The sequence below is a fragment of the Comamonas terrae genome, from assembly GCF_001544075.1.
Lineage (GTDB): Bacteria > Pseudomonadota > Gammaproteobacteria > Burkholderiales > Burkholderiaceae_C > Comamonas > Comamonas terrae.
On record NZ_BCNT01000020.1, the window covers coordinates 59,157 to 78,737 of the forward strand.

21 protein-coding genes and 1 CRISPR repeat array are annotated in these 19,581 nt (G+C 62.5%); of the genes, 7 read left to right on the forward strand and 14 right to left on the reverse strand.

Annotated elements, in window-relative coordinates; genetic code table 11:
• Positions 1 to 9: 9 nt before the first annotated feature.
• From Cte04_RS19710 to kdpF, 5 genes are all read right to left on the reverse strand, one after another.
• Positions 10 to 768 (reverse strand): TorF family putative porin, encoded by a 759-nt coding sequence (locus Cte04_RS19710; protein ID WP_245633453.1) that lies wholly within the window; start codon positions 766 to 768, stop codon positions 10 to 12.
• Between the two features lie 266 nt (positions 769 to 1,034).
• Positions 1,035 to 3,137: a potassium-transporting ATPase subunit KdpB gene (gene kdpB, locus Cte04_RS19715; protein ID WP_066483188.1), complete on the reverse strand. Its 2,103-nt coding sequence runs from the start codon at positions 3,135 to 3,137 to the stop codon at positions 1,035 to 1,037.
• Between the two features lie 3 nt (positions 3,138 to 3,140).
• Positions 3,141 to 3,836, reverse strand: coding sequence for a potassium-transporting ATPase subunit KdpC (kdpC, locus tag Cte04_RS19720; RefSeq protein ID WP_066483193.1), 696 nt, complete (start codon positions 3,834 to 3,836; stop codon positions 3,141 to 3,143).
• 181 nt (positions 3,837 to 4,017) lie between these two features.
• Complete coding sequence (gene kdpA / locus Cte04_RS19725; protein WP_066483196.1) at positions 4,018 to 5,724, reverse strand: potassium-transporting ATPase subunit KdpA; 1,707 nt, start codon at positions 5,722 to 5,724, stop codon at positions 4,018 to 4,020.
• A 115-nt stretch (positions 5,725 to 5,839) separates the two neighbouring features.
• Positions 5,840 to 5,935, reverse strand: coding sequence for a K(+)-transporting ATPase subunit F (gene kdpF / locus Cte04_RS19730; protein WP_066483199.1), 96 nt, complete (start codon positions 5,933 to 5,935; stop codon positions 5,840 to 5,842).
• A 354-nt stretch (positions 5,936 to 6,289) separates the two neighbouring features.
• Here kdpF and Cte04_RS19735 point away from each other — a divergent pair, with 354 nt between their 5' ends.
• The 7 genes from Cte04_RS19735 (at position 6,290) to Cte04_RS19765 (ending at position 12,309) form a co-directional block, all read left to right on the forward strand.
• A complete protein-coding gene (locus Cte04_RS19735; RefSeq protein WP_217997595.1) occupies positions 6,290 to 7,495 on the forward strand; it encodes a ScoMcrA-related endonuclease in 1,206 nt (401 codons plus the stop codon).
• Between the two features lie 190 nt (positions 7,496 to 7,685).
• Positions 7,686 to 8,093 carry a DNA breaking-rejoining protein gene (locus Cte04_RS19740; RefSeq protein WP_066483204.1) on the forward strand — a complete coding sequence of 136 codons (408 nt, stop codon included), beginning with the start codon at positions 7,686 to 7,688 and terminating at the stop codon, positions 8,091 to 8,093.
• Positions 8,094 to 8,194: 101 nt separating this feature from the next.
• Positions 8,195 to 8,875, forward strand: a complete 681-nt coding sequence (locus tag Cte04_RS19745; RefSeq protein WP_066483206.1) for a hypothetical protein — start codon at positions 8,195 to 8,197, stop codon at positions 8,873 to 8,875.
• Between the two features lie 178 nt (positions 8,876 to 9,053).
• A complete protein-coding gene (locus Cte04_RS19750; protein WP_245633454.1) occupies positions 9,054 to 9,581 on the forward strand; it encodes a hypothetical protein in 528 nt (175 codons plus the stop codon).
• A gap of 63 nt (positions 9,582 to 9,644) precedes the next feature.
• Positions 9,645 to 10,253 carry a hypothetical protein gene (locus Cte04_RS19755; protein WP_083526769.1) on the forward strand — a complete coding sequence of 203 codons (609 nt, stop codon included), beginning with the start codon at positions 9,645 to 9,647 and terminating at the stop codon, positions 10,251 to 10,253.
• On the forward strand, positions 10,250 to 11,248 hold the full coding sequence (locus tag Cte04_RS19760) for a DUF262 domain-containing protein (protein ID WP_083526765.1): 999 nt from the start codon (positions 10,250 to 10,252) through the stop codon (positions 11,246 to 11,248). Before Cte04_RS19755 ends, Cte04_RS19760 begins: the two co-directional genes overlap by 4 nt.
• 311 nt (positions 11,249 to 11,559) lie before the next feature.
• Positions 11,560 to 12,309: a Rha family transcriptional regulator gene (locus Cte04_RS19765; RefSeq protein WP_066483211.1), complete on the forward strand. Its 750-nt coding sequence runs from the start codon at positions 11,560 to 11,562 to the stop codon at positions 12,307 to 12,309.
• Between the two features lie 148 nt (positions 12,310 to 12,457).
• Positions 12,458 to 12,845: direct repeats of the CRISPR family, unit length 28 nt; unit sequence TTTCTAAGCTGCCTACACGGCAGTGAAC.
• 186 nt (positions 12,846 to 13,031) lie between these two features.
• Here the strand turns inward: Cte04_RS19765 and Cte04_RS19770 are convergent.
• The 9 genes from Cte04_RS19770 to Cte04_RS19810 form a co-directional block, all read right to left on the reverse strand.
• Positions 13,032 to 13,184 (reverse strand): hypothetical protein, encoded by a 153-nt coding sequence (locus Cte04_RS19770; protein WP_153260315.1) that lies wholly within the window; start codon positions 13,182 to 13,184, stop codon positions 13,032 to 13,034.
• Between the two features lie 90 nt (positions 13,185 to 13,274).
• Positions 13,275 to 13,793: a hypothetical protein gene (locus Cte04_RS19775; RefSeq protein WP_245633455.1), complete on the reverse strand. Its 519-nt coding sequence runs from the start codon at positions 13,791 to 13,793 to the stop codon at positions 13,275 to 13,277.
• Complete coding sequence (locus tag Cte04_RS19780; RefSeq protein ID WP_066483215.1) at positions 13,793 to 14,314, reverse strand: glycoside hydrolase family 108 protein; 522 nt, start codon at positions 14,312 to 14,314, stop codon at positions 13,793 to 13,795. Before Cte04_RS19780 ends, Cte04_RS19775 begins: the two co-directional genes overlap by 1 nt.
• A complete protein-coding gene (locus Cte04_RS19785) occupies positions 14,304 to 14,684 on the reverse strand; it encodes a hypothetical protein (RefSeq protein WP_176573168.1) in 381 nt (126 codons plus the stop codon). Before Cte04_RS19785 ends, Cte04_RS19780 begins: the two co-directional genes overlap by 11 nt.
• A gap of 11 nt (positions 14,685 to 14,695) precedes the next feature.
• Entirely contained in the window at positions 14,696 to 14,932 is a 237-nt protein-coding gene (locus Cte04_RS19790; protein WP_066483217.1) for a hypothetical protein, read from the reverse strand.
• Complete coding sequence (locus Cte04_RS19795) at positions 14,929 to 16,821, reverse strand: hypothetical protein (protein ID WP_066483220.1); 1,893 nt, start codon at positions 16,819 to 16,821, stop codon at positions 14,929 to 14,931. Before Cte04_RS19795 ends, Cte04_RS19790 begins: the two co-directional genes overlap by 4 nt.
• Before the next feature lies 1 nt (position 16,822).
• Complete coding sequence (locus tag Cte04_RS19800; protein ID WP_066483228.1) at positions 16,823 to 17,209, reverse strand: hypothetical protein; 387 nt, start codon at positions 17,207 to 17,209, stop codon at positions 16,823 to 16,825.
• Entirely contained in the window at positions 17,206 to 18,216 is a 1,011-nt protein-coding gene (locus Cte04_RS19805; protein ID WP_066483229.1) for a hypothetical protein, read from the reverse strand. The genes Cte04_RS19800 and Cte04_RS19805 overlap by 4 nt, the downstream gene beginning before the upstream one ends.
• A gap of 2 nt (positions 18,217 to 18,218) precedes the next feature.
• Positions 18,219 to 19,397 carry a hypothetical protein gene (locus tag Cte04_RS19810; RefSeq protein ID WP_066483237.1) on the reverse strand — a complete coding sequence of 393 codons (1,179 nt, stop codon included), beginning with the start codon at positions 19,395 to 19,397 and terminating at the stop codon, positions 18,219 to 18,221.
• Positions 19,398 to 19,581: the final 184 nt, after the last annotated feature.

Sequence of the window (19,581 nt, forward strand, 5' to 3'; positions counted from 1 at the left end):
ATGCACGGCTCAGAAGCCCGCGCTCAGGCCCAGCACCAGGCCGCTGCGCCCCAGGCTGCGCAGGCGCCCCTCGCTGTTGGCTGCGCTGTAGTAGCGGGCATCGGCCGATGTCCCCACCCAGGCCGCCGATGCCGTCCACACCCCCCAGGTCTTGGCCAGGGACACACGCCAGTCGGCGTAGGAAACCTCGCCGTAGTTGCGCACCAGGGTATAGCCGCCATGCACGCCCAGCGTGGCCCAGCCGCCCAGCGGATGCTGGTAGTTCAGGTCCAGGTACTGGCTGCCCCGGCTGCTGCCCGCCGGTGCGAGCGCCGTGGCAAAGGCCGAGCCGGCCGTGCTCTCGCGCAGGCCGAAATACGGCGTCAGCGCCAGCGACCATTTGATGTTGAAGCCACCATGCGTGGCGCCCAGATAGGCTTCCGTGGTGTCAAAGCGCTTGCTGCCGCCGTCCGGCGTTGCCAGCCTTGCGCCCGGGTAGCGGTAGTGCAGCAGGCCGGCATCCAGCTGCCAGCCGGGCGCCACATCGCCGCGCCAGCCGCCATAGATATCGTTCTCCAGCCCTTCGCCGCGGCCATAGCTGTGGGTGGACACGTTGGTCAACGAGGTGCCCAGATAAAAGCCCCGCGGCAGCGCCAGCTCCACCCCGCCCTGCACGGCGGCGGCGCCCCAGGTTTGCGAGATGCCGCGAAAGCGGTAGTCGGACAGCAGGCTCAGGCTGCCGGTGATGGGCAGACCGGCCTGCGCCTTGACCTGCACTGCTTCAGGCATGGCGGCCCGGTCCGGTTTTTCCTGAGCTGCCGCGATGTGCGGCAACAGAAATCCAGATACGGCCAGCAACGCCGCCACTGCCAGGACGCGGGAAGATACATGCGAAGTCACACGTGAAGCCGCGAAAGATTCTTGGAAAGATTTGCACATGATGGAGAAACAAGAGACAGGACTCCCCCTTCCCTGCAGGGGGAGCCCGAAGAACCATGAGGAGAAAGGGCAAGCACCCGCTACAGCCCCTGCCAGCAGGGCCGTAGCGGCAGCGCTCAAACCAGGCCCAGAACCGTGAGGAACATGTCGATGAGCTTGATGCCCACGAACGGCACGATGAGACCGCCCAGGCCGTAGATCAGCATGTTCTGGCGCAGCAGCGCGGCCGCGCCCACGGCGCGGTAGCGCACGCCGCGCAGGGCCAGGGGCACGAGGGCGATGATGATCAGTGCGTTGAAGATCACGGCGCTCAGGATCGCCGAGTCGGCGCTGTGCAGCTGCATCACGTTGAGCGAAGCCAGCTGCGGATAGGTGCCCACGAAGGCGGCCGGAATGATGGCGAAATACTTGGCCACGTCGTTGGCGATGCTGAAGGTGGTCAGCGCACCGCGCGTCATCAGCATCTGCTTGCCGGTTTCCACCACCTCGATGAGCTTGGTCGGGTTGCTGTCCAGGTCCACCATGTTGCCGGCCTCCTTGGCCGCCTGGGTGCCGCTGTTCATGGCCACGGCCACGTCGGCCTGGGCCAGGGCCGGGGCATCGTTGGTGCCGTCGCCGGTCATGGCCACCAGGCGGCCCGCGGCCTGGTGGCTGCGGATCAGGCGCAGCTTGTCCTCGGGCGTGGCCTCGGCCAGGTAGTCGTCCACGCCGGCCTCGGCGGCGATGGCCGCTGCCGTCAACGGGTTGTCGCCCGTGACCATCACGGTCTGGATACCCATGCGGCGCAGCTCGGCAAAGCGCTCGCGCATGCCGGGCTTGACGACGTCCTTGAGCTCGATCGTACCCAGCACGCGGGCTCCGTCGGCCACCGCCAGCGGTGTGCTGCCCTTGCGCGAGACATTGTCCACCGCCTGCGATACGGCGGCGGGGAACTGCCCGCCCAAGGCCTCGACATGGCGCCGCACCGCATCGGCTGCCCCCTTGCGCAAATGGCGCGGCCCCTGAGGGGTGGACAGGTCCACGCCGCTCATGCGCGTCTGCGCGGTAAAGGGTACGAACTCGGCCTGCAGCTCGGTAGCGTTGCGCTCGGCCAGACCGTGGCGCTCCCGGGCCAGGGCTACCACGCTGCGGCCCTCGGGCGTCTCGTCGGCAATCGAGGCCAGCTGTGCAGCCTCGGCCAGCTGCTGCACCGACACCCCGGGCGCCGGCACGAAGTCGCTGGCCAGGCGGTTGCCCAGCGTGATGGTGCCGGTCTTGTCCAGCAGCAGCACGTCCACGTCGCCCGCGGCCTCCACGGCGCGGCCCGAAGTGGCGATCACATTGGCCTGCATCATGCGGCTCATGCCGGCCACGCCGATGGCCGACAGCAGACCGCCGATGGTCGTGGGAATCAGGCACACCAGCAGGGCCACCAGCACGGCAATACCGACCACAGAACCCGCGCCCGCCTGCCCCACGGCAAAGGCCGAGAACGGCCACAGGGTCACGATGACCATCAGAAAGACCAGCGTCAGGCCCACGAGCAGAATGGTCAACGCCAGCTCGTTGGGCGTCTTCTGGCGCTTGGCCGATTCGACCATGGAGATCATGCGGTCCAGGAAGGACTCGCCAGGGTTCACCGTGACTTCCACCACCAGCCAGTCCGACAGCACGCGTGTGCCGCCCGTGACCGAGGAGAAGTCGCCGCCGGCCTCGCGGATCACGGGGGCCGATTCGCCGGTGATGGCGCTTTCGTCCACCGAGGCCACGCCCTCGATCACCGTGCCGTCCAGCGCAATCGTGTCGCCGGCCTCCACGAAGATGACCACGCCCTTGCGCAGATCGCTGGCGCGCTCCGGAATCCAGGAGCTGCCGAAATGCGGCTGCAGCAGCACCTTGGCCACGGTATCGCGCTTCATGCTGCGCAGGCTGGCAGCCTGGGCGCGGCTGCGGCCTTCGGCCAGAGCTTCGGCGAAGTTGGCAAACAGCACCGTGAACCACAGCCACAGCGCAATCGCCAGCGCAAAACCTGCGCCTTCGTTGTCTGCGGCAGACGCAGGCTCGCGCAGGTCCTGCAACCACAGCAGCGTGGTCAGGATGGCGCCCAGATAGACCACGAACATCACGGGATTGGCCCACTGCGTGCGCGGCGAGAGCTTGCGCACCGCGTCGAGCAGGGCCTCGCGCACCAGGCGAGGCTCGAACAGGCTGGCGCCTGCCTTTACTTTATGGCTGTTCATGGCTTACTCCTTTGCGGCGGACTGCAGCGCATCCAGCGCCAGGTTCAGTTGCAGCACGTTCACACGCGGCTCGCCCAGCAGGCCCAGGGTGCGCCCCTGCGTGTTCTGCTCCACGAGATGCCGCACCTGCTCTTGCGACAGATTGCGTTCCCGAGCCACACGCGGCAGCTGCAGCACGGCGTTGGCCACCGAGATATGCGGGTCCAGCCCCGAGGCCGAAGCAGTCACCGCATCCACCGGAACCGGGGCATCGGCGGCCAGGCCGTTGCCCTCGCGGTACTGCGCCACGCGGGCGGCTACCGTCTCGGCCAGATCCTTGTGCGTGGCCCCCTGGTTGCTGCCGCCGGACTGGCCGGCGTTATAGGGGGCAGCCACGCTGGCGCCTTCCTTGGCGGGATCGGGCGCCGTCGTGGCGCTGGGCCGCCCGTGGAAATAGGCGGGGCCCGCGAACTGCTGGCCTATCAGCGCCGAGCCCACGACCAGGCCGTTGCGCTCTATCAGGCTGCCGTTGGCTGTATGCGGCAACAGGGCCTGGGCCACGCCGGTGGTCGCCAGCGGATAGGCAATGCCGGCCACCAGCATCACGGCCACGGCCGCGCGCACGCTGCTGGCCGCGAGGCGGCTCCAGGAGGCTGGAGATGCTTCGGCATCCGCCACCAAAGTCGCAGGAGTGGAGATAGAAAGAGAAGAGGATTTCATGATCTTGCTTCCAACGGATTTATCTGTAATTCCTGGCACCGCCCGTAGCGCCTGAAGCACGCGCCCTCCATGTAAGGGCAGCCGAGCAAGGGCCGCCCCGCAGCGAGGGCTGCGTCTCCCTGCCCGCATGGCCCAGCCATGCGAGAGCGGGGGGGAAGGCGCGAAGCGACTCAGGGGGGTGTCATGCATAGAGCTGTCCGACCAGCATTTGAAGGTGTTCGACGATGGGCCCCAGGGCCAGCGCCGGCAGGAAGGTGAGGCCGCCCACCACCAGCACCACGAACACGAGCAGACCCATGAACAGCGGCGAGGCCGTGGGGAAAGTGCCGGGGCCCGCAGGCACCGTGGTCTTGGCCGCCATGCTGCCGGCCACGGCCAGCATGGGCAGCAGCGTGAGAAAGCGCCCCACGATCATGGCCAGGCCCAGCGTGACGTTGAAAAACGGCGTGTTGGCGTTCAGCCCCGCGAAGGCCGAGCCGTTGTTGGCCGTGGCCGAGGCATAGGCATAGAGAATCTCGGAGAAGCCGTGCGGGCCGTGGTTGTTGAGGCTGGAGGAAGCGTCGGGCCAGAGCAGGGCCAGCGCCGTGAAGCCCAGCATGCTGGCCGGCTGCGCCAGCACCGAGAGCATGACCAGCTTGATCTCGCGCACCTCGATCTTCTTGCCCAGGAACTCGGGCGTGCGGCCTATCATCATGCCGGCCAGGAAAACCGTGAGGATGGCGTACTGGATCAGGTTGATCAGACCCACGCCGTCGCCGCCGAACACGCAGTTGAGCATCATCAGCGCCAGCGGCGTGATGCCGCCCAGCGGCGTGAGCGAATCGTGCATGGCATCGACCGAACCCGTGGTGGCCGCCGTGGTGGCCGTCACGAACAAGGAGGTATCGGCAATGCCGAAGCGCAGCTCCTTGCCTTCCATGTTGCCGCCGCTCTGCGTGAGGCTCCATTGCTGGTCGGCACCGGCATGCGCCAGCAGGCCGCTGCCTTGCTGCTCCGCCACGAACACCAGGCTCAGAAAGCCTATGAACATCGCCATGCAGGCGCCATACAGCACCCAACCCTGGCGGCGGCGCAGCAGCATGGAGCCGAACGCATAGGTCATGCTGGCCGGGATCAGCATCATGCCCAGGATATGCAGCACATTGGTCAGCGGCGTGGGGTTCTCGAACGGGTGGGCGGCATTCGCATTGAAGAAGCCGCCGCCATTGGTGCCCAGGTGCTTGATGCTTTCCAGGCTGGCCACGGGCCCCGTCAACAGCTGCTGGCGCGCGCCTTCCAGCGTGGTGGCCCAGGTCTCGGTGTGCAGCGTCTGCGGAATGCCCTGCCAGACATAGACCAGGGCCAGCACAAACGACAGCGGCAGCAGCACGCGCCAGAACACGCGCACATAGTCCACCCAGTAATTGCCGATGTCCTTGCTGCTGGAGCGTGCCAGCCCACGCACAAAGCCTGCGCCGGCCGCCACGCCCGTGGTGGCACCGGCAAACATCAGAAAGGTGATGACCGCCATCTGCGTGGCATTGGTGAGACTGCTCTCGCCCGCATAGGCCTGCCAGTTGGTATTGCTGATAAACGAGGCCGCGGTGTTGAAGGCCAGATCGGGCGCCTGGGCCGCGATCTGCAGCGGATTCAGCGGCAGCCAGCCCTGCAGGCGCAGGATCAGATAGCCCAGCAGCATCATGGCCGCGTTGGACAGCAGCAGGGCCGCGCCATAGCGCTGCCAGCCCATGTGTTCGCCGGGGTTCACGCCCAAGGCGCGGTAGCTGAGCCGCTCCAGCCAGGTGTGATGGTCGCTGGTAAAGCAGCGCGCCAGCCATTGGCCCATGGGAATGGCCAGCAGCGTCAGGACCGCCAGCACCGCGGCAAATTCCATCCAGGGTAACCACATGATGTGCTCCCTTTCAGATGCGCGTCAGCGCACGTACAAAGCCCAGCAGGCCGACAAAGCAGGCGACCGTCAGGCTCACGAAAACAAGGTCTTGCAGCACTTGCATGGCAGCACCTCAGAAATTTTCGGGGCGCAGCAGCGCATAGCCCAGATAGGCAAACAGCCCTAGCGCCGTGACGGCGGCCAGGATCTCAATCCAGTTGGTGGTCATTCATTTCCTCCCGCAGAACGTCATTGCTCTGCCAACGATGGAGGAAATGTAGAAATTCGCCCGTCAAGAGCGGATAGAGATTGGGAGCGACCGCATCAAGACGGCGTAAAGACCGGCTCCTGACTGCATTGCGCAATGCCCTGCAACCGGATTGCAAGGGTCAGCTCAATAGACTAGCGGGAATTGAACCCACCCGGGCGCCGCGCCCCGCAGCGCTTTGCGGGCATGCGCGCGATTCGGGTGCGAATCGCCCTATCCCGCAGGACACTTGCAGCCACCTCTGTTCAAGATTAACTCAGCCCCTCCCCTGATGCGCTAACGACAAGCATCCCCGGTCACGAAATGCCGCAGGGTATGCGCAGCAGCCTCAGCCAGAAGCTGACCCGGGACGGTTACGATCGTGAGCGAAAAGAGAGGCAGATGGCGAACGCATTCACGATCTATTGGGGTGCCACAGGCTGGCATGGCTATGTCCCTGGTGACCCACTATTGGGAGCCGGTAGCTCGGACTTTATCGGCAAGATAAGTCCCGGCGACCGTGTATATGTGACAAACATCGCAGGAGGCGTCCTGCGCTTACTTGGAGCCTTCACGGTAGACCGGATCACCACTGCATCCGAGGGTCGACCTCCTGGAGTGACCTGGGAGGCCAAAGAATATCTTTGGCCCGAGGCCAGCTCGGCTACCAGTTTTGCGTTTCGCGCGCTATCGCTCGAGCTGGTCACCAGTCTGCGCTTCGAAGGCGGTGCAGACCAAGTGGCGATGGATCGGCACGCACCTGGAAAAGTCGAGCGCAACGCAATGCGAGCGATACGACGGTTGACCCCCGCATCTGCGCAAGCTCTGGAAGAGGCGCTTACCACTGCCGCCGTCGTACCGGATACCCCCGCGGACAAACGCAGCCGCGAGCGCCTTCCGGCCGAACTACTGAGACAGGTTACCCCCGATCTGATCTTTGCGAGTATTGCGGCTCTACTGAACGGCGCGCTGCACGAATTCGGAGAATCCACCGACTACGACCTCATTACCGACGAAGGTTTGCGCCTTCCTCCGAAAGCAGTCTTCGGCCTCGCTCTTGCGCGCGCACTCCATCGACAGATCTTGCCGAAACACTTTTCTGCCGGCGAGGGCTCGGCATGCTTCCGGCTGCTACGGGAGGCCGGATACCACATCGTTCCTAAAGGCGAGATGGTGCCGGCAGACATAGAAAATGATCCTGATACGAACGAGATATCTCTCGATACCTATCCCGAAGGAGGCAAATTGCTAAGGCAGCACATTGGCCGCGAACGCAAACCTGCTGCAGCCCTGGCAAAGAAGGCAGACTTCATCAAGAAGCATGGCCGGCTATTCTGCGAAAGATGCCAGGCCGACCCCGTCGAGATTTTCGGCTCCGAACACGGCGAAGCCTGCATCGAGGTTCACCATGCACGCGTTCAGGTGAGTCACATGCCTGAAAACCACCAAACTCGGCTAGAAGACCTGCAATGTCTCTGTGCCAACTGCCATCGCTTCGTGCATCGTTTGCTTCGCCGAGGGCTGCCGATCACTGCGAACTGATTAGCAGGTCACTGCACTGGCCATACCGGGCCCGCGCATGCCACCCTCCGCTGCAACTGAAAAAGTCTACGTCTGAACCGGCCAGCCCATCGACACGGCCGCGCATACCGGCGTAATCTTTCTTCTGTCGACACCCACCGCCCCCGGCAAGGCGGCGTGCCATCCTGACCTGCGCACCCGGGAGAGTTGCATGCAACGCCTACACCCCATGCTCGCGGCGGCCGGCCTTCTGGGTTTTCTCTTGGGAGGCAGCGCCATGGCCCAGTCCAGCAGCAGCGCACAGTCCAGCGCAAGCAGCGTCAACGGCAGCTCGTACAGCGGCCAGATCACCGGCAACGGCATTGCGCAATACGGGCTGGATACCCGGCCCCATCGGCAGCTGACCGTCCGGCTCGACACCGACAACCCCAACACCCGCATGAAGATCACCCAGGACGGCGCCGCAGATCCACCGTGCCAGGGCACCGCCACTCCCAACGTCTGCAGCTTCCGTACCGAACCAGGCGCTAGCTATCGCGTGCAGGTCTATCTGACGCGCGACGCTGCGCAGCGCGGCGAAAGCACGCGCTTTTCGCTTGCCGTCGAGCAAGGCAGCTGACATAGGCCATGGCGGCGAGCCCGGTTCCCGGAACTGCCCATATTGCCGCTCACACCCCGTTGCGTTAGCCTGCGTGCTCCACCACTGCTCAGGAGCCTGCCATGTCCCGTCGTCTGGTTCTTTCCGCCAGCACCGCCCTTGCGGCTGCCGCACTGATTGTTGGTTGCGGCGCCATGGGGTCGTCGGGCGGCAACCCCATGAGCTTCTTCATCACCAGCACCAACCCGGGCAAGGGCGGCGACCTGGGCGGGCTGGCCGGGGCCGACCGCTACTGCCAGTCTCTGGCCGCAAGCGTAGGTGCAGGCAACAAGACCTGGCGCGCTTACCTGAGCAATGCGGCACTGAACGGGCAACCAGCCGTGAATGCGCGCGATCGCATCGGCAACGGGCCGTGGCGCAATGCCAAGGGCGTGGTCATTGCAACCAGCGTGGCCGACCTGCACAGTCCCAATGCCAAGGTCGGCAAGGACACCTCGCTGACCGAGAAAGGCGAAGTCGTCTCGGGCTTTGGCGATGAGGTCAACCGCCACGACATCCTGACCGGCTCGCGCCCTGACGGCACCGTGGCCGTGCCCGAGCCCGGCAAGGACACCACCTGTGGCAACTGGACCAGGAGCGACGGCGGCTCTGCCATCGTGGGCCACCACGACCACAAGGGCACCAACCCCGACCCTGTGGCCAATGCCTCGTGGAACTCGTCGCACGGCACGCGCGGCTGCAGCATCGAGCAGCTCCAACAAAGCGGCAGCGCCGGACTGATGTACTGCTTTGCGATCAACTGACCCGCATAAAAGCGCGGGCTTCGGCCCGCTTATGTGCGACCAAGGCTTTCCTGCCCCGCTTGAGCATGGCGATATAAGTCACCACGATTAACAGGCGAGGTCAATCCTGTGCACCCAACATCTCACTGGCGACAACGGGCAATCCACTTGTAACCAGATTTTGCAGATAATGCCTTGCATGCATTTTCTGCTCGCCCTCGCCGCAGCCTTTTTGCTGCCGGCCGCCGCCACAGCGCAGCCCATCTATCGCTGCGGCAATACCTATTCTCAAGAAGCATGCAAGGGCGGCAAGGTGGTGGAAGACAAAACCACCACCCTGCACAGCGGCCACTCAGGCAGCACCGTTTATCTGTGCAAAGGCCATGGCGGCGGGCTGTTCTGGTCCAGCGCGCAATGCGGCCAGCAAAACGCTTTTCTGGAGCGCACGGAAACCGTGCCCTCCGGCCTGCCCTGGGATCAAAAAGTCGCCCAGGCGGAAGCGCAGTGGCGCAAAACCCAACGCAATACCGCAGCCCCCACGGTTGTCTATCAAAACCGCCCTGCACAACCCGCCGAGCCTAGCAAAAAGCAAGCCTGCGATGGGCTTGAAGAGCGCGTCAGAGCGCTGGATAGCATGGGGCGTGCGGGCAGCCAATATTACGACCTGGATTGGGTTCGTAGAGAGCGAAAGACCGCTAGAGATGAACAATTCCGGTTAAAGTGCTAGATCGTTCAGTCTCAATTCATCCATTAATCATCAAAAATACATTAAAAGCAAATGTCACCGGTTATGCAAGAATTTAATCAAGCTCTGGCAGCTTCCACTACTGAAGAGAGTATTTTGGATTTCTGTCGACGCCGAAGTTTGCACGGAACTCCGTTTGTATTTAATGGAAATGAAGATGCTTATTATAATTTTCGAAAAAGAATTGCGGATAAATTCAATATAAATTTCCACGAGATATTCATTACTGGATCTGGAAAATTAGGCTTTAGCCCACGAAAGAATAAACTTTTCGACTATGACTCAGATATTGACGTAGCTATTATATCCTCTGCCTTATACGATAAAATTATGGCATCTATTCATGGATACCAGATGGAACTCCGCGAAAACAGACGAACAGTTTCATCTAGGGAACTAGATCAATATCATCGCTTTCTTGAATATGGTGCAATTGGCTGGATGCGACCTGATCTACTACCAACGTCATTTCGTATTCGAGAAATAAAGGATGATTGGTTTGGCTTTTTTGACTCTATTTCGCATGGAAATTCAGAGGTAGGAAATTACAAAGTAACAGCGGGGGCATTTAAAAGCTATGCCCACCTTGAAAACTACACATTGAGTGGTTTACGCTCGATAAGAAGCAGAATTCAACTGGAAACTCAACAATGACTTCACAAATAAAACCAAGTGTTACAAACCCAACAGTTGCAGACGTATATCAACTGATTGACGAAGGGAAGCTTACACTACGTCCAGATTTTCAAAGAAAATTTGTCTGGACTCATGAGCACCAGGAAGCATTCATAGACACCATTTTAAATGGTCTACCGTTCCCTGAGATTTATGTTTGCGAAGGCGATGTTGATGTTCAAAAACTCAGAACGACACGGCTAGTTATTGATGGACAGCAGAGATTAACTACAATTCGAAACTATATCGAAGGAAAGCACGAGCACCCACCAACCAAAGTTCCATCATACCAATCATTAAGTAAATCTCAAAAAGAGAATTTTATTAATTATCAAATCGTAATGAGAGATCTAGGAAAAGTTGACGAAGAAACAACCAGGGAAATTTTTCGACGAATAAATTTAACAAAATTCAAACTAGACGATATTGAGATTCATAATGCCGTTTACGATGGGCATTTTATTCAAGCAGCAAAAACAATTCTAGAGAATATCGCTCTAGAGCAATATGGTGTCCTTCGTGAGTCTGAGTTCACACGGATGGCTGATTTGCATTTCATTCTTTTAGTTATGGCAACCATCGAAAATGGTGGGTACTTTGCACAAGACAGAGAAGTCGAGCCGAAAGTTTCCGGCCTAAATGACGATTATCCAAATAAAGACCATATGATTGCATTGCTCATTAAGACATTTGCCATCATAAAAGACTTAGATTTGCCTGTTGATTCAATGTGGTTCAGAAAATCGAATTTCTTTACCCTCGTCGTAGAAATCGCAACCCACTTAAATTCATTGCCATCCAAATTTAGAAGCAATCTCGAATACTTAGAGAGCCAAGTAATGAATAATAAAAATGATACTAGCTCAGAGTTTTACAATTATTATTCATATATGTATCAAGCAACTCATGGACGTGCCGCACGAGTTGTTCGCGGAGATTTCTTTAAAAAATACTGCCTCGAATTAAATACCTGAATATTTAACTACTTTGGTTCCAAGCAAATTTGCAGTATACTAGCAACACCTCGCAAGAGGTGGAGCGTAAGAACTCCTAAGGAACAGCGGAAGAACCGCACCCGACAGTTGGCGGTTTTTTTGCGCCCGGACATTGCACGCCTGCACTCTTGCAGACGGTTGATTTATGGCCGGGAGGGCGACGGATACAAGACCCGCAAGGGGAAGAAGTCCGCCTGGCTGTTCCCAGGTTCTTAACCTCCCGGCCGCCTTATTGCAGTGCGTAAGAACGCTGCGATAAGGCTTCAAAAGTCTCGAACAGGAGCAGCACCATGTCTCAGCCCCCACTGGCTATATTTCCCACCGTCACCATCGTTGACGGCATCCCCACCACTCTCAGCACCGATCTAGCTAGCCACTTTGGCAAACGCCATGACGACGTGTTGCGCGGCATTCGCAATCTCTGCGCGCAGTTGCCCGAAGGGGGTGTCCGCAATTTTGCGGAGACCTCAGTCACCGACGAGCAAAACGGACAAACCTACCCCGCCTACCGCCTGACCCGCGACGGCTTTACGCTGCTGGCCATGGGCTTTACGGGCAAGAAGGCGCTGGCCTTCAAGCTGGCCTATATCGACGCCTTTAACCGCATGGAAGCCGCACTGCACCAGCCTGCGGACACGCAGCGTATGGAGCTGGCCTTCTCTCTGGCTGCAGAGGCCGCAGCGCAGGTACATCGCACGGTGTTCAATGCGGTGATGGAAGGTGATGCAGACGAGTGGCAGCACAGCCGCTATCTGCTGAACCTGAACTACGACAGCCAGGGCCGCCCCACCCTGCCCCATGCCCAGCCGATTGCCTCCGACCAGATGGTGGTCTCCTTCAACAGCCTGCCGCAGCGCATCGCCGACGGCGAGATCATGAGTGCAACCGATGCGCAGCTGGCCACGCTGGCAACGGCCTGCACCCAGCGGCTGACCCAGCGCGCCCAGCACCGCGAAAAGCAGGCCGCCCGACCCGGCCTGCCCAATCTGCCCGCCGACCAGCAACCCGCACAGGGCCTGCTGCGCATGACCTTCAAGTAGTCCGTTTTTGATAGCTATCAGCGCTTTCCAGGTATGGGCTAGCGCCGAAAAATCCTAAAACAACAGGGTCGCCGACACCCTGCTGTTTTAGGGGTGCTGCCTGTGCGGCAGTGAACGCGGTTCGGCGCGTCTCGCCCGATCTTGAAATTTTCTAAGCTGCCTACACGGCAGTGAACGCCGAAGACTTTGGCGTTGCGCGCTTTGACCTTTTCTAAGCTGCCTACACGGCAGTGAACGGTGCAGTGTCTGCGGGAGAGCAACCCGTGAATTTCTAAGCTGCCTACACGGCAGTGAACCATGGGCGCCAGCCACGACAGCCTCTACAAGTTTTCTAAGCTGCCTACACGGCAGTGAACACGACCTGACGCCCGAATGCTTTATTCACATCTTTCTAAGCTGCCTACACGGCAGTGAACGCCTGCGGCCTGCTTCGCCAGGGCTTCATCGATTTCTAAGCTGCCTACACGGCAGTGAACAGGCCCGCCTGCACGTCGACCATGAGCGCTACTTTCTAAGCTGCCTACACGGCAGTGAACTGGAGCCTAGCACAGGCAAGTGCCCGCCAGCGCATCACAAATCGGTTGTTCAATGCGATCAACCCTTTTCCCATCCGCCCCAGGCAATCAGGAAAAAGGGTTGGCGCACCGCCCCACACCGGTACACGTCGGCCCGGCGCAGGCTCCCTGACCAAAGCTCCGACGCGCCGAGCGCCCCCGACACCTTCACCACCAACGAATGGCTGCGATCAAGCCACCCAGACCTGCGGCAGTGATGCCCAGCGCAGCCAGCACATAGGCCACGGCGATACGGCGGGCAAAGCGGTCTGCGCCTGCGGCGTCCAATTGTCCTGTTACGGTCATCTTGGTAAACTTCATTTACTTTCTGATCCTTGGTTGTGCAAGGGTTGGGAAAGAAAGCCTCAGGCGGTCGCAACGCCTGGGGCTTTCGCCTTTTCTGGGTCCTGCTCAATCGGTCGCCAACAGTTGCCGATCGACCTGCACCTGCCCTTTCAGGGCGGCGACCTGGGCGTCTCGCCGCTCGACCAGGCCGACAAGCTCTCCAACCACTCCCGCGCCTTCGCCAGCAAGGGCGGCGAGTCGCCGGTGCCGATCTGCGAGATCCCGGCAGGCAGCGGCGTCGCCGGCAAGCTGGGCGCTGCGGGTGGCGGCGGCGCGGATGTGGTGCTGCAGGCCTGCAATGCGGGCAGCATCAGCAGTGCGGCCAGCCTCCAGGGTGGCGAGTTTGCGGGTGTAGTCATGGGTGTTTTCCTGTTGTGCGGCGGCGTGCCGCAGCCGCGCTGCTGCTGCGGTTTCCGTGGTTTGCTGCGCCTGCCGGGCCTGGGCCAGGGCCTGCCGTGCATGGGATGCCTGCAGCTGTGCCAGGCGCACGGTCTGCAGAGCGCACAGCAGGGCTAGCAGTACAGCCAGCGCCCAGGGCAGGCCGGGCCCGATGCGCGGCATGAGCAGGCTCAAAGGGGCGCGCATCAGTTGTCCTCTGCGGCGAAAAGGAGGTTGTCCGCGCCGCGGTTGGTCCAGCCGCGGCCGAAGGTGTCGAAACGGGCCAGGCTGGCCCAGAATTTGAAGCGGAAGGCGAGGAACCGCAACAGCACGTCGTTGTGGCCGCAGAGGGTTTGCATGCCGTCCAGCGCGGCCTGGGAGCGCGGGCCCCAGTGACCGTCGTCGGCCACTTTGACGGCGCGCTGCAGGATGCGGAGGGCGTTGCCGCGCCCGTGGTTGACGGCGGCGTCGAAGACCTGGAATTTCACCGAGGGGTGGGCCTTGCCGATCACGTCCCAGTAGTCTTCGCGGTAGATGGCCTTGGCCTGTTCCAGCGTGAGATTTTTGATGTCCACATGCGGGTAGCTGTTGGCGGCAATACCGAACTTGGTGCCCTTGAGTTCGCCCCGGCCCTGCCGCCCGCCGGTCCAGTTGCCGTCGTCGCGCGGGTCGGCGGTGTAGCGGCCTTCGTGCCCGACAAGGCGGGCGAATGCGGTATCAAAGTCCATTTTTGACCTCCTTTGCAATGTCGTCGATGCCCAGGCCTTCGCGTTTGCGAATGGCGTTGAATGTCCAGCGCACGAGGGCCCAGCCGGGCAGCCCGCAGGTGAAGCACAGGCCCAGCAGGGCCATGAGGCCGAAGGGGTTGAGCGCCCAGTGCTGGATGCCGAGGTACTGCACGACGGCGGCGCCGCCGGCCACGCTGGCGACCACGGTGCTGATCAGGCCCACGGCCCATTCCTTGGGGTCGCGGGGCGTGCTGGCGCACATGACGACGATGGCGGCCAGACCGGCCCCCATGACGCCGAGCCCGGCCAGGCCGCCGATGAGTTTCCAGCCGGCCACGCCTGCGGCGCCGGTGCTTGTGGTGGGTTCCAATGCGTTCTCCTTCAGACTTCGATCAATACGTAGGCCATGGCGGGGGCGTTGCCGGTGACGGTGCCGCCCTGCACGTACACGCGGGCGCCGGCCGCGGCGGCCAGGGGGTTGCGCACGCGCAGGGGGCCGGCAGCGCCTTCGAGCGCGACCAGGGCGGTGCCGTCGGCAAACACGGCGACGATCTGGCCGGTCTGTACGGGCTGGTCTGGCAGCAGGGCCTTGAGGCGCTTGTAGAGGTTGGTGCTCATGCGGCGGTTCTTTCCACGACAAGTTGCTGGCGCACCCGGGGCATGGAGGCGCTGACGCTGACGCCGCGCACCAGGCCGCGCCAGGTGCCGCCGGTGTCGGCCACTTCCAGCAGCTGGCCGGGGTTCAGGATGCCGGGGTTGGTGCCGCCCGTGAGCACGGGCATGCCGATGGTGTGCTGCAGCTTGTTGCCGCTGGCGGCCAGGGCCCAGCCGCCGCGCATGCGGGCAGCGTCGGCATGGGTGATGAGGTCGTCCTGGATCTGGGGCGCCAGCCTGTCGCGGCCGCTGCCGGCGCGCACCACGTGGCCGAGCACGCCGCCCACGCTGCCGCCGGCCACGTAGACGGCGTTGTATTCGGCGCGCGGGTCGGGTCGCAGTTCGTCGGTGACGATGACCGCCGCAGGCATTTGCACGTCGGGCACGGCAGTGCCCCACTCCCACGGCAGGTGGGCATAGCGCGGCGCGACGACGAGCTGCTCGGCCGTGCGGTGGCTGCGCACCACGGCATTGACCGATTCGGCCAGGCGCAGCACGGCCTGCAGGGGCGTGCCCTGAAAGCTCCAGGCGCCTGCGGGCAGCAGCCAGTCGGCAATCTGCCAGTCCAGCCCGACGCCGGTGAACTCCAGCGCGGCCAGGGCCAGCTGCTGCGCGGTGGCCGGCGCCTCGGCCAGCCAGGTCTGCCGCGGCATGTAGGGCGCACCCAGCATGGCAGTGACGCTGATGCCCTGCACGGCCACGCTGCGCCGCTCGAATGTGCGGCTGCGGGCCAGGCCGGTGACGGCGAACACGAACGAGATGCCGTCGATACCGATTTGCAGGCGCTGCGGCAGCGCGCCTGCGGGCGCGAGCTGGTCGAGCAGGTGCTCGGGCCCCTGGGCCGACAGGCTCCAGCAGTAGCTGTCGTCGTCCGCGGCGATCACGACGTCCGTGAGGGCGACCGGCTCCATGCCGGGCAGCAGGTGGGCGGTGAGGTGGTGGATTTGCATGTAGACGGGCAGAACGGGAATGACGAAACGCGCAGGGGTGCCGTCTGCCTTGCAGCATGCAAACAGCAGGTCGGCCGCCGGCGCCCAGGGCTTGCACAGCACCAGCTCGATCGGCCCGCCGACGTGCTGCCGATAGCAGTGCTCCGGGTCGGGCGGCCGGGGCGGCGTGAGGGCGGAGCGGCCCGCCGGCGGGCGCCTGGCCTTCTGATAGCGCACCCGCTGCGCCAGATGGAGCGGCAAGGCCGGCCCGGCGCCGGAGCACAGGCCGATGTGCAGGCCCATGGCGCGCCGGGCATCCACGCGCACCAGCGCACGGCGATCGCGCAGGGTTTCTTCAAAGCGCACCGCCAGGCTTGCACGAGTACGCATGGCATCTTCGGCATGCGCCTGCAGGGCCATGCGGGCGCGCGCACCTTCCTGCCAGCGCATGCGCTGCGCGGGCGCAGCACTGCGCTGGGCCTGCTGATAGACCGCATCCACGGCCCGGCCGCGGTGCTGCGCCTCCTGCCACGCCATGGCCGTATGCGAGCGCAGCGGCCGGGCATCCTGCGCTCCAGTGGTCCAGCCCACCGGCAGCTTGGCAGAGTTTTGCCAGCCGGCGGCCCAGCCTGTCTCGACAGCCGCCGCCTGCTGCGCCACGGACTGCACGCGCGCCACCATGGGCCGGGGCGTGTTGGTGTTGTAGCGGATGGTCGATGCACTGCGCAGCCCGGGCATGCGCGCGGAGGCGGCCATGCCCTTGCCCACATGGGCCGCCACACGGCCGCGCAGCCCCGGCATGCGGGCAAAGACAACCAGGTGCGCATCCGGCACGCCCGGCAAACCGCCGTCGTCGCCAAAGACCAGAGCGACAGGGTTGCCGGACTTGTATGGCAGCGAGAAGACGAGGTCGACCGATGCCATATCAGTAGATCAGCGTTTCACCGAGGATGACCAGGCCGCCCGCATACAGCTGCGTGCCGCTGGTGCCCACCAGCCGGAATACGCCGGCACCGGCCTCGTCCGTCACGTCGCCCCGGGCGACCATGCGCCCATCGCTGGTGCTCCACACGCCGTATACGGCGACGCCGCTGGCAAGGATCAGCTCGCCGGCCTGGGCCTGGGTGAGCTGCAGATAGCCGGCCTCGGTGATGGTGCCGCAGGGCCGGGTCAGTGTGAGCGTGGCCAGCAGCTGTGACGTTGCATCAAAGAGCTGGATCGTCGAGGCAGCCGGCCCGGAATCTGCAAAGGCTTGCGTGGCTTGCAAGCGCACCAGGGCGTGGGCTGCGGAGATTTCAAACTCCGGCGTCATGACATCACCTCGGGCGTGATGTTGTCGGCAATGACGGCGCGGAAGTTGTGCTCGTAGTCGTATGCGATCACGGTCCACGTCTGCAGCTCGTCGATATAGCGGAAGTCGTACTCTCCGGTGATGGGATCGCTCCATATCTCGCGCATGACCAGTCCATCTCGCTCACGCACGAGACGCACTCGGCGCTTCAGCGGCACGTTGGCAGGCTGGTCCTTGCGTTTGACGGTACCGTAAACGCGGCCCACACCCTGGCCCAGCACCCCGGATACATAATCTTTGACGCAGCCGCGCTCGACGCTCAGGTACCCGTCTTGTGCCACATACGGTGCTCCATATGCGATTGCCGGGGTACGGCCCAGCGTCATCAAACCGCGTGCCAACGCGGGGGTCCCGTCCAACTCACGATACGGCAGCCCTGTGATGTCGATCTGTGTGGTCGTGCCGGAGGTCATGTCGATATTGGCAACCTCGGGCTGCCCCGGCGCGCCAAACACTTTGAACGAGACCAACAGCCCCACCGGAGCCAGCAAGAATTGGATGCCACCTTTAGCCAGGCGCACGGCGAAATCCAGTGCGGAAGTCCCGTCATTGCGAGAGCGAATCCGCCCGGTCAAGATAGTTGCCGCTGCTGCGCGCTGTACCCGCGTGCCCTCTGAATTGCAATCCGAGGGAGGATGGAAGGTGAAGAATATCGGTGCGGGCATTCCGAATCCATACATTCGGTTCACCCCCGGATAAGAGACGCTGACTGAATTTGTCGGCTCCGGTGTTGTGTCGTAAAGCCCGAGACCACCTTCACTGGCAAAACATGAGATGCGAGAGACACCCAGCACGCCATGCTCCGTGTACAGCGGAAAAGCGAGATCGTCGGCATCGAGGTTTTGCAACGTCCCGCTCGACGGCACGCTCAGCTCCGCTGCCCAGTTCGCGTAAGCCGCGGCCGGCGCCGTATTTGTCGTGCCGGATGCCATGTCGAACGACACAGCTCCAATACTGATGCGCGCCATGCTCAGTACTCCCAGGGTCCGTCGATGTCGATCAAGCTGATGCCGAGGTTTGTCGATGGGTAGATACTGGAGTTAGAGCCGCAGCCGATCGCCAGCAAATTGCGCTTGTCGAGCGGCCCTACGCCGAGCAGTCTGGTCAGTGGCGCAATGTAGGCTCCGACACCGCTTTGCGAAATCGTGTACAGCCCCGGGATGCCCCCCCGAGGCGTACTGCCTTCCAGCATCAAGCGTCTCGTTATGCGCAGTCCCCCGTCAATAGGACTCGGGAACGCGCCGAAACTGCCGGTCGTGCCAGAAGTACCTGTACTACCACTTTCCGGAAAAGAGTTCAGTCCGACCGCCGAGCCCAGGCCGGAATAGCCCCGAGGCGCGTACTGGTCGGAGTTGTTGACCCCGTCGCAAACACCAGTGGTCTGGCTATAGCCGGACGAAGTGGCACACCCAATAGCGAATGCATAGGGATCGCCGCCCGGCCTATAACTCTGGAAATCTCCTATGAATACCGTTCGCCCCGCATCCGCTCTGGAGTCCGATGCCGTGTACCCTACGACACTGATATAGACACTGCGGCTATTTGCGACTATGCGCCATTTGACCGGCGTGGCGCCTGCCGTGCCGGATTTGTTTAACCAGCCACCCCCATTTATCTGGGAGTCCGTGGGAAACAATCCGACGCCCGTACTGACATCCGTCATGGACTCGTAACCCCGCAGGCGGCAGTCCGCCGCTGCGGTGTCATCGACGCGCACAAACATCTTTGTGCTCTGAGGGTCCAAGCTCTGGTACGCAGCGAGGTTGGTCCCTGCAAATACCTTGGCCCAGCCAGCGGGTGCCATCTTGAATGTGACACTGCCGGAGACGGGGCCGTCGGGCAATGCGGTCTTGAACTCCACCCATGTGCTGCTGATGGCCGTGACCTTCTGCTCGCCATTGAGTCCGGCCGGCGTGGCACCGGCCACGAGGATGACAGCCGCGACTTCGGCCGCGCTCTTGCCACTGGCGAAGTTCATGCGGCACACGCCGTTGCTGATGACTGCGCTGTCCACGGCCTTGAGGCCCCAGCCCGTGACCAGGCAGGCATCAAGCAAAGCGATCATGCTGCCAGCCTGGCCGGCCAGAGTCGGCGCGCCAGCCATCGACGAATAGAAGTGTTTGACGGATGTATCGACAGGGGATGCCATGTGTTATCTCCAATGAAATCAGGGGCGGTCGACGTCGCCGCGGGCCAGCAGCGCGAAGCTGTGCTGGATGCCGGTCTCGGGGCCGGGCTGGACGGTGCGCACGACCCACACGGGGAAGATGGCGCCGACGGTGTTGATGCGCAGGATGTTTCCGGGTATCCAGCCGGTGCCCCACCCCAGCGCG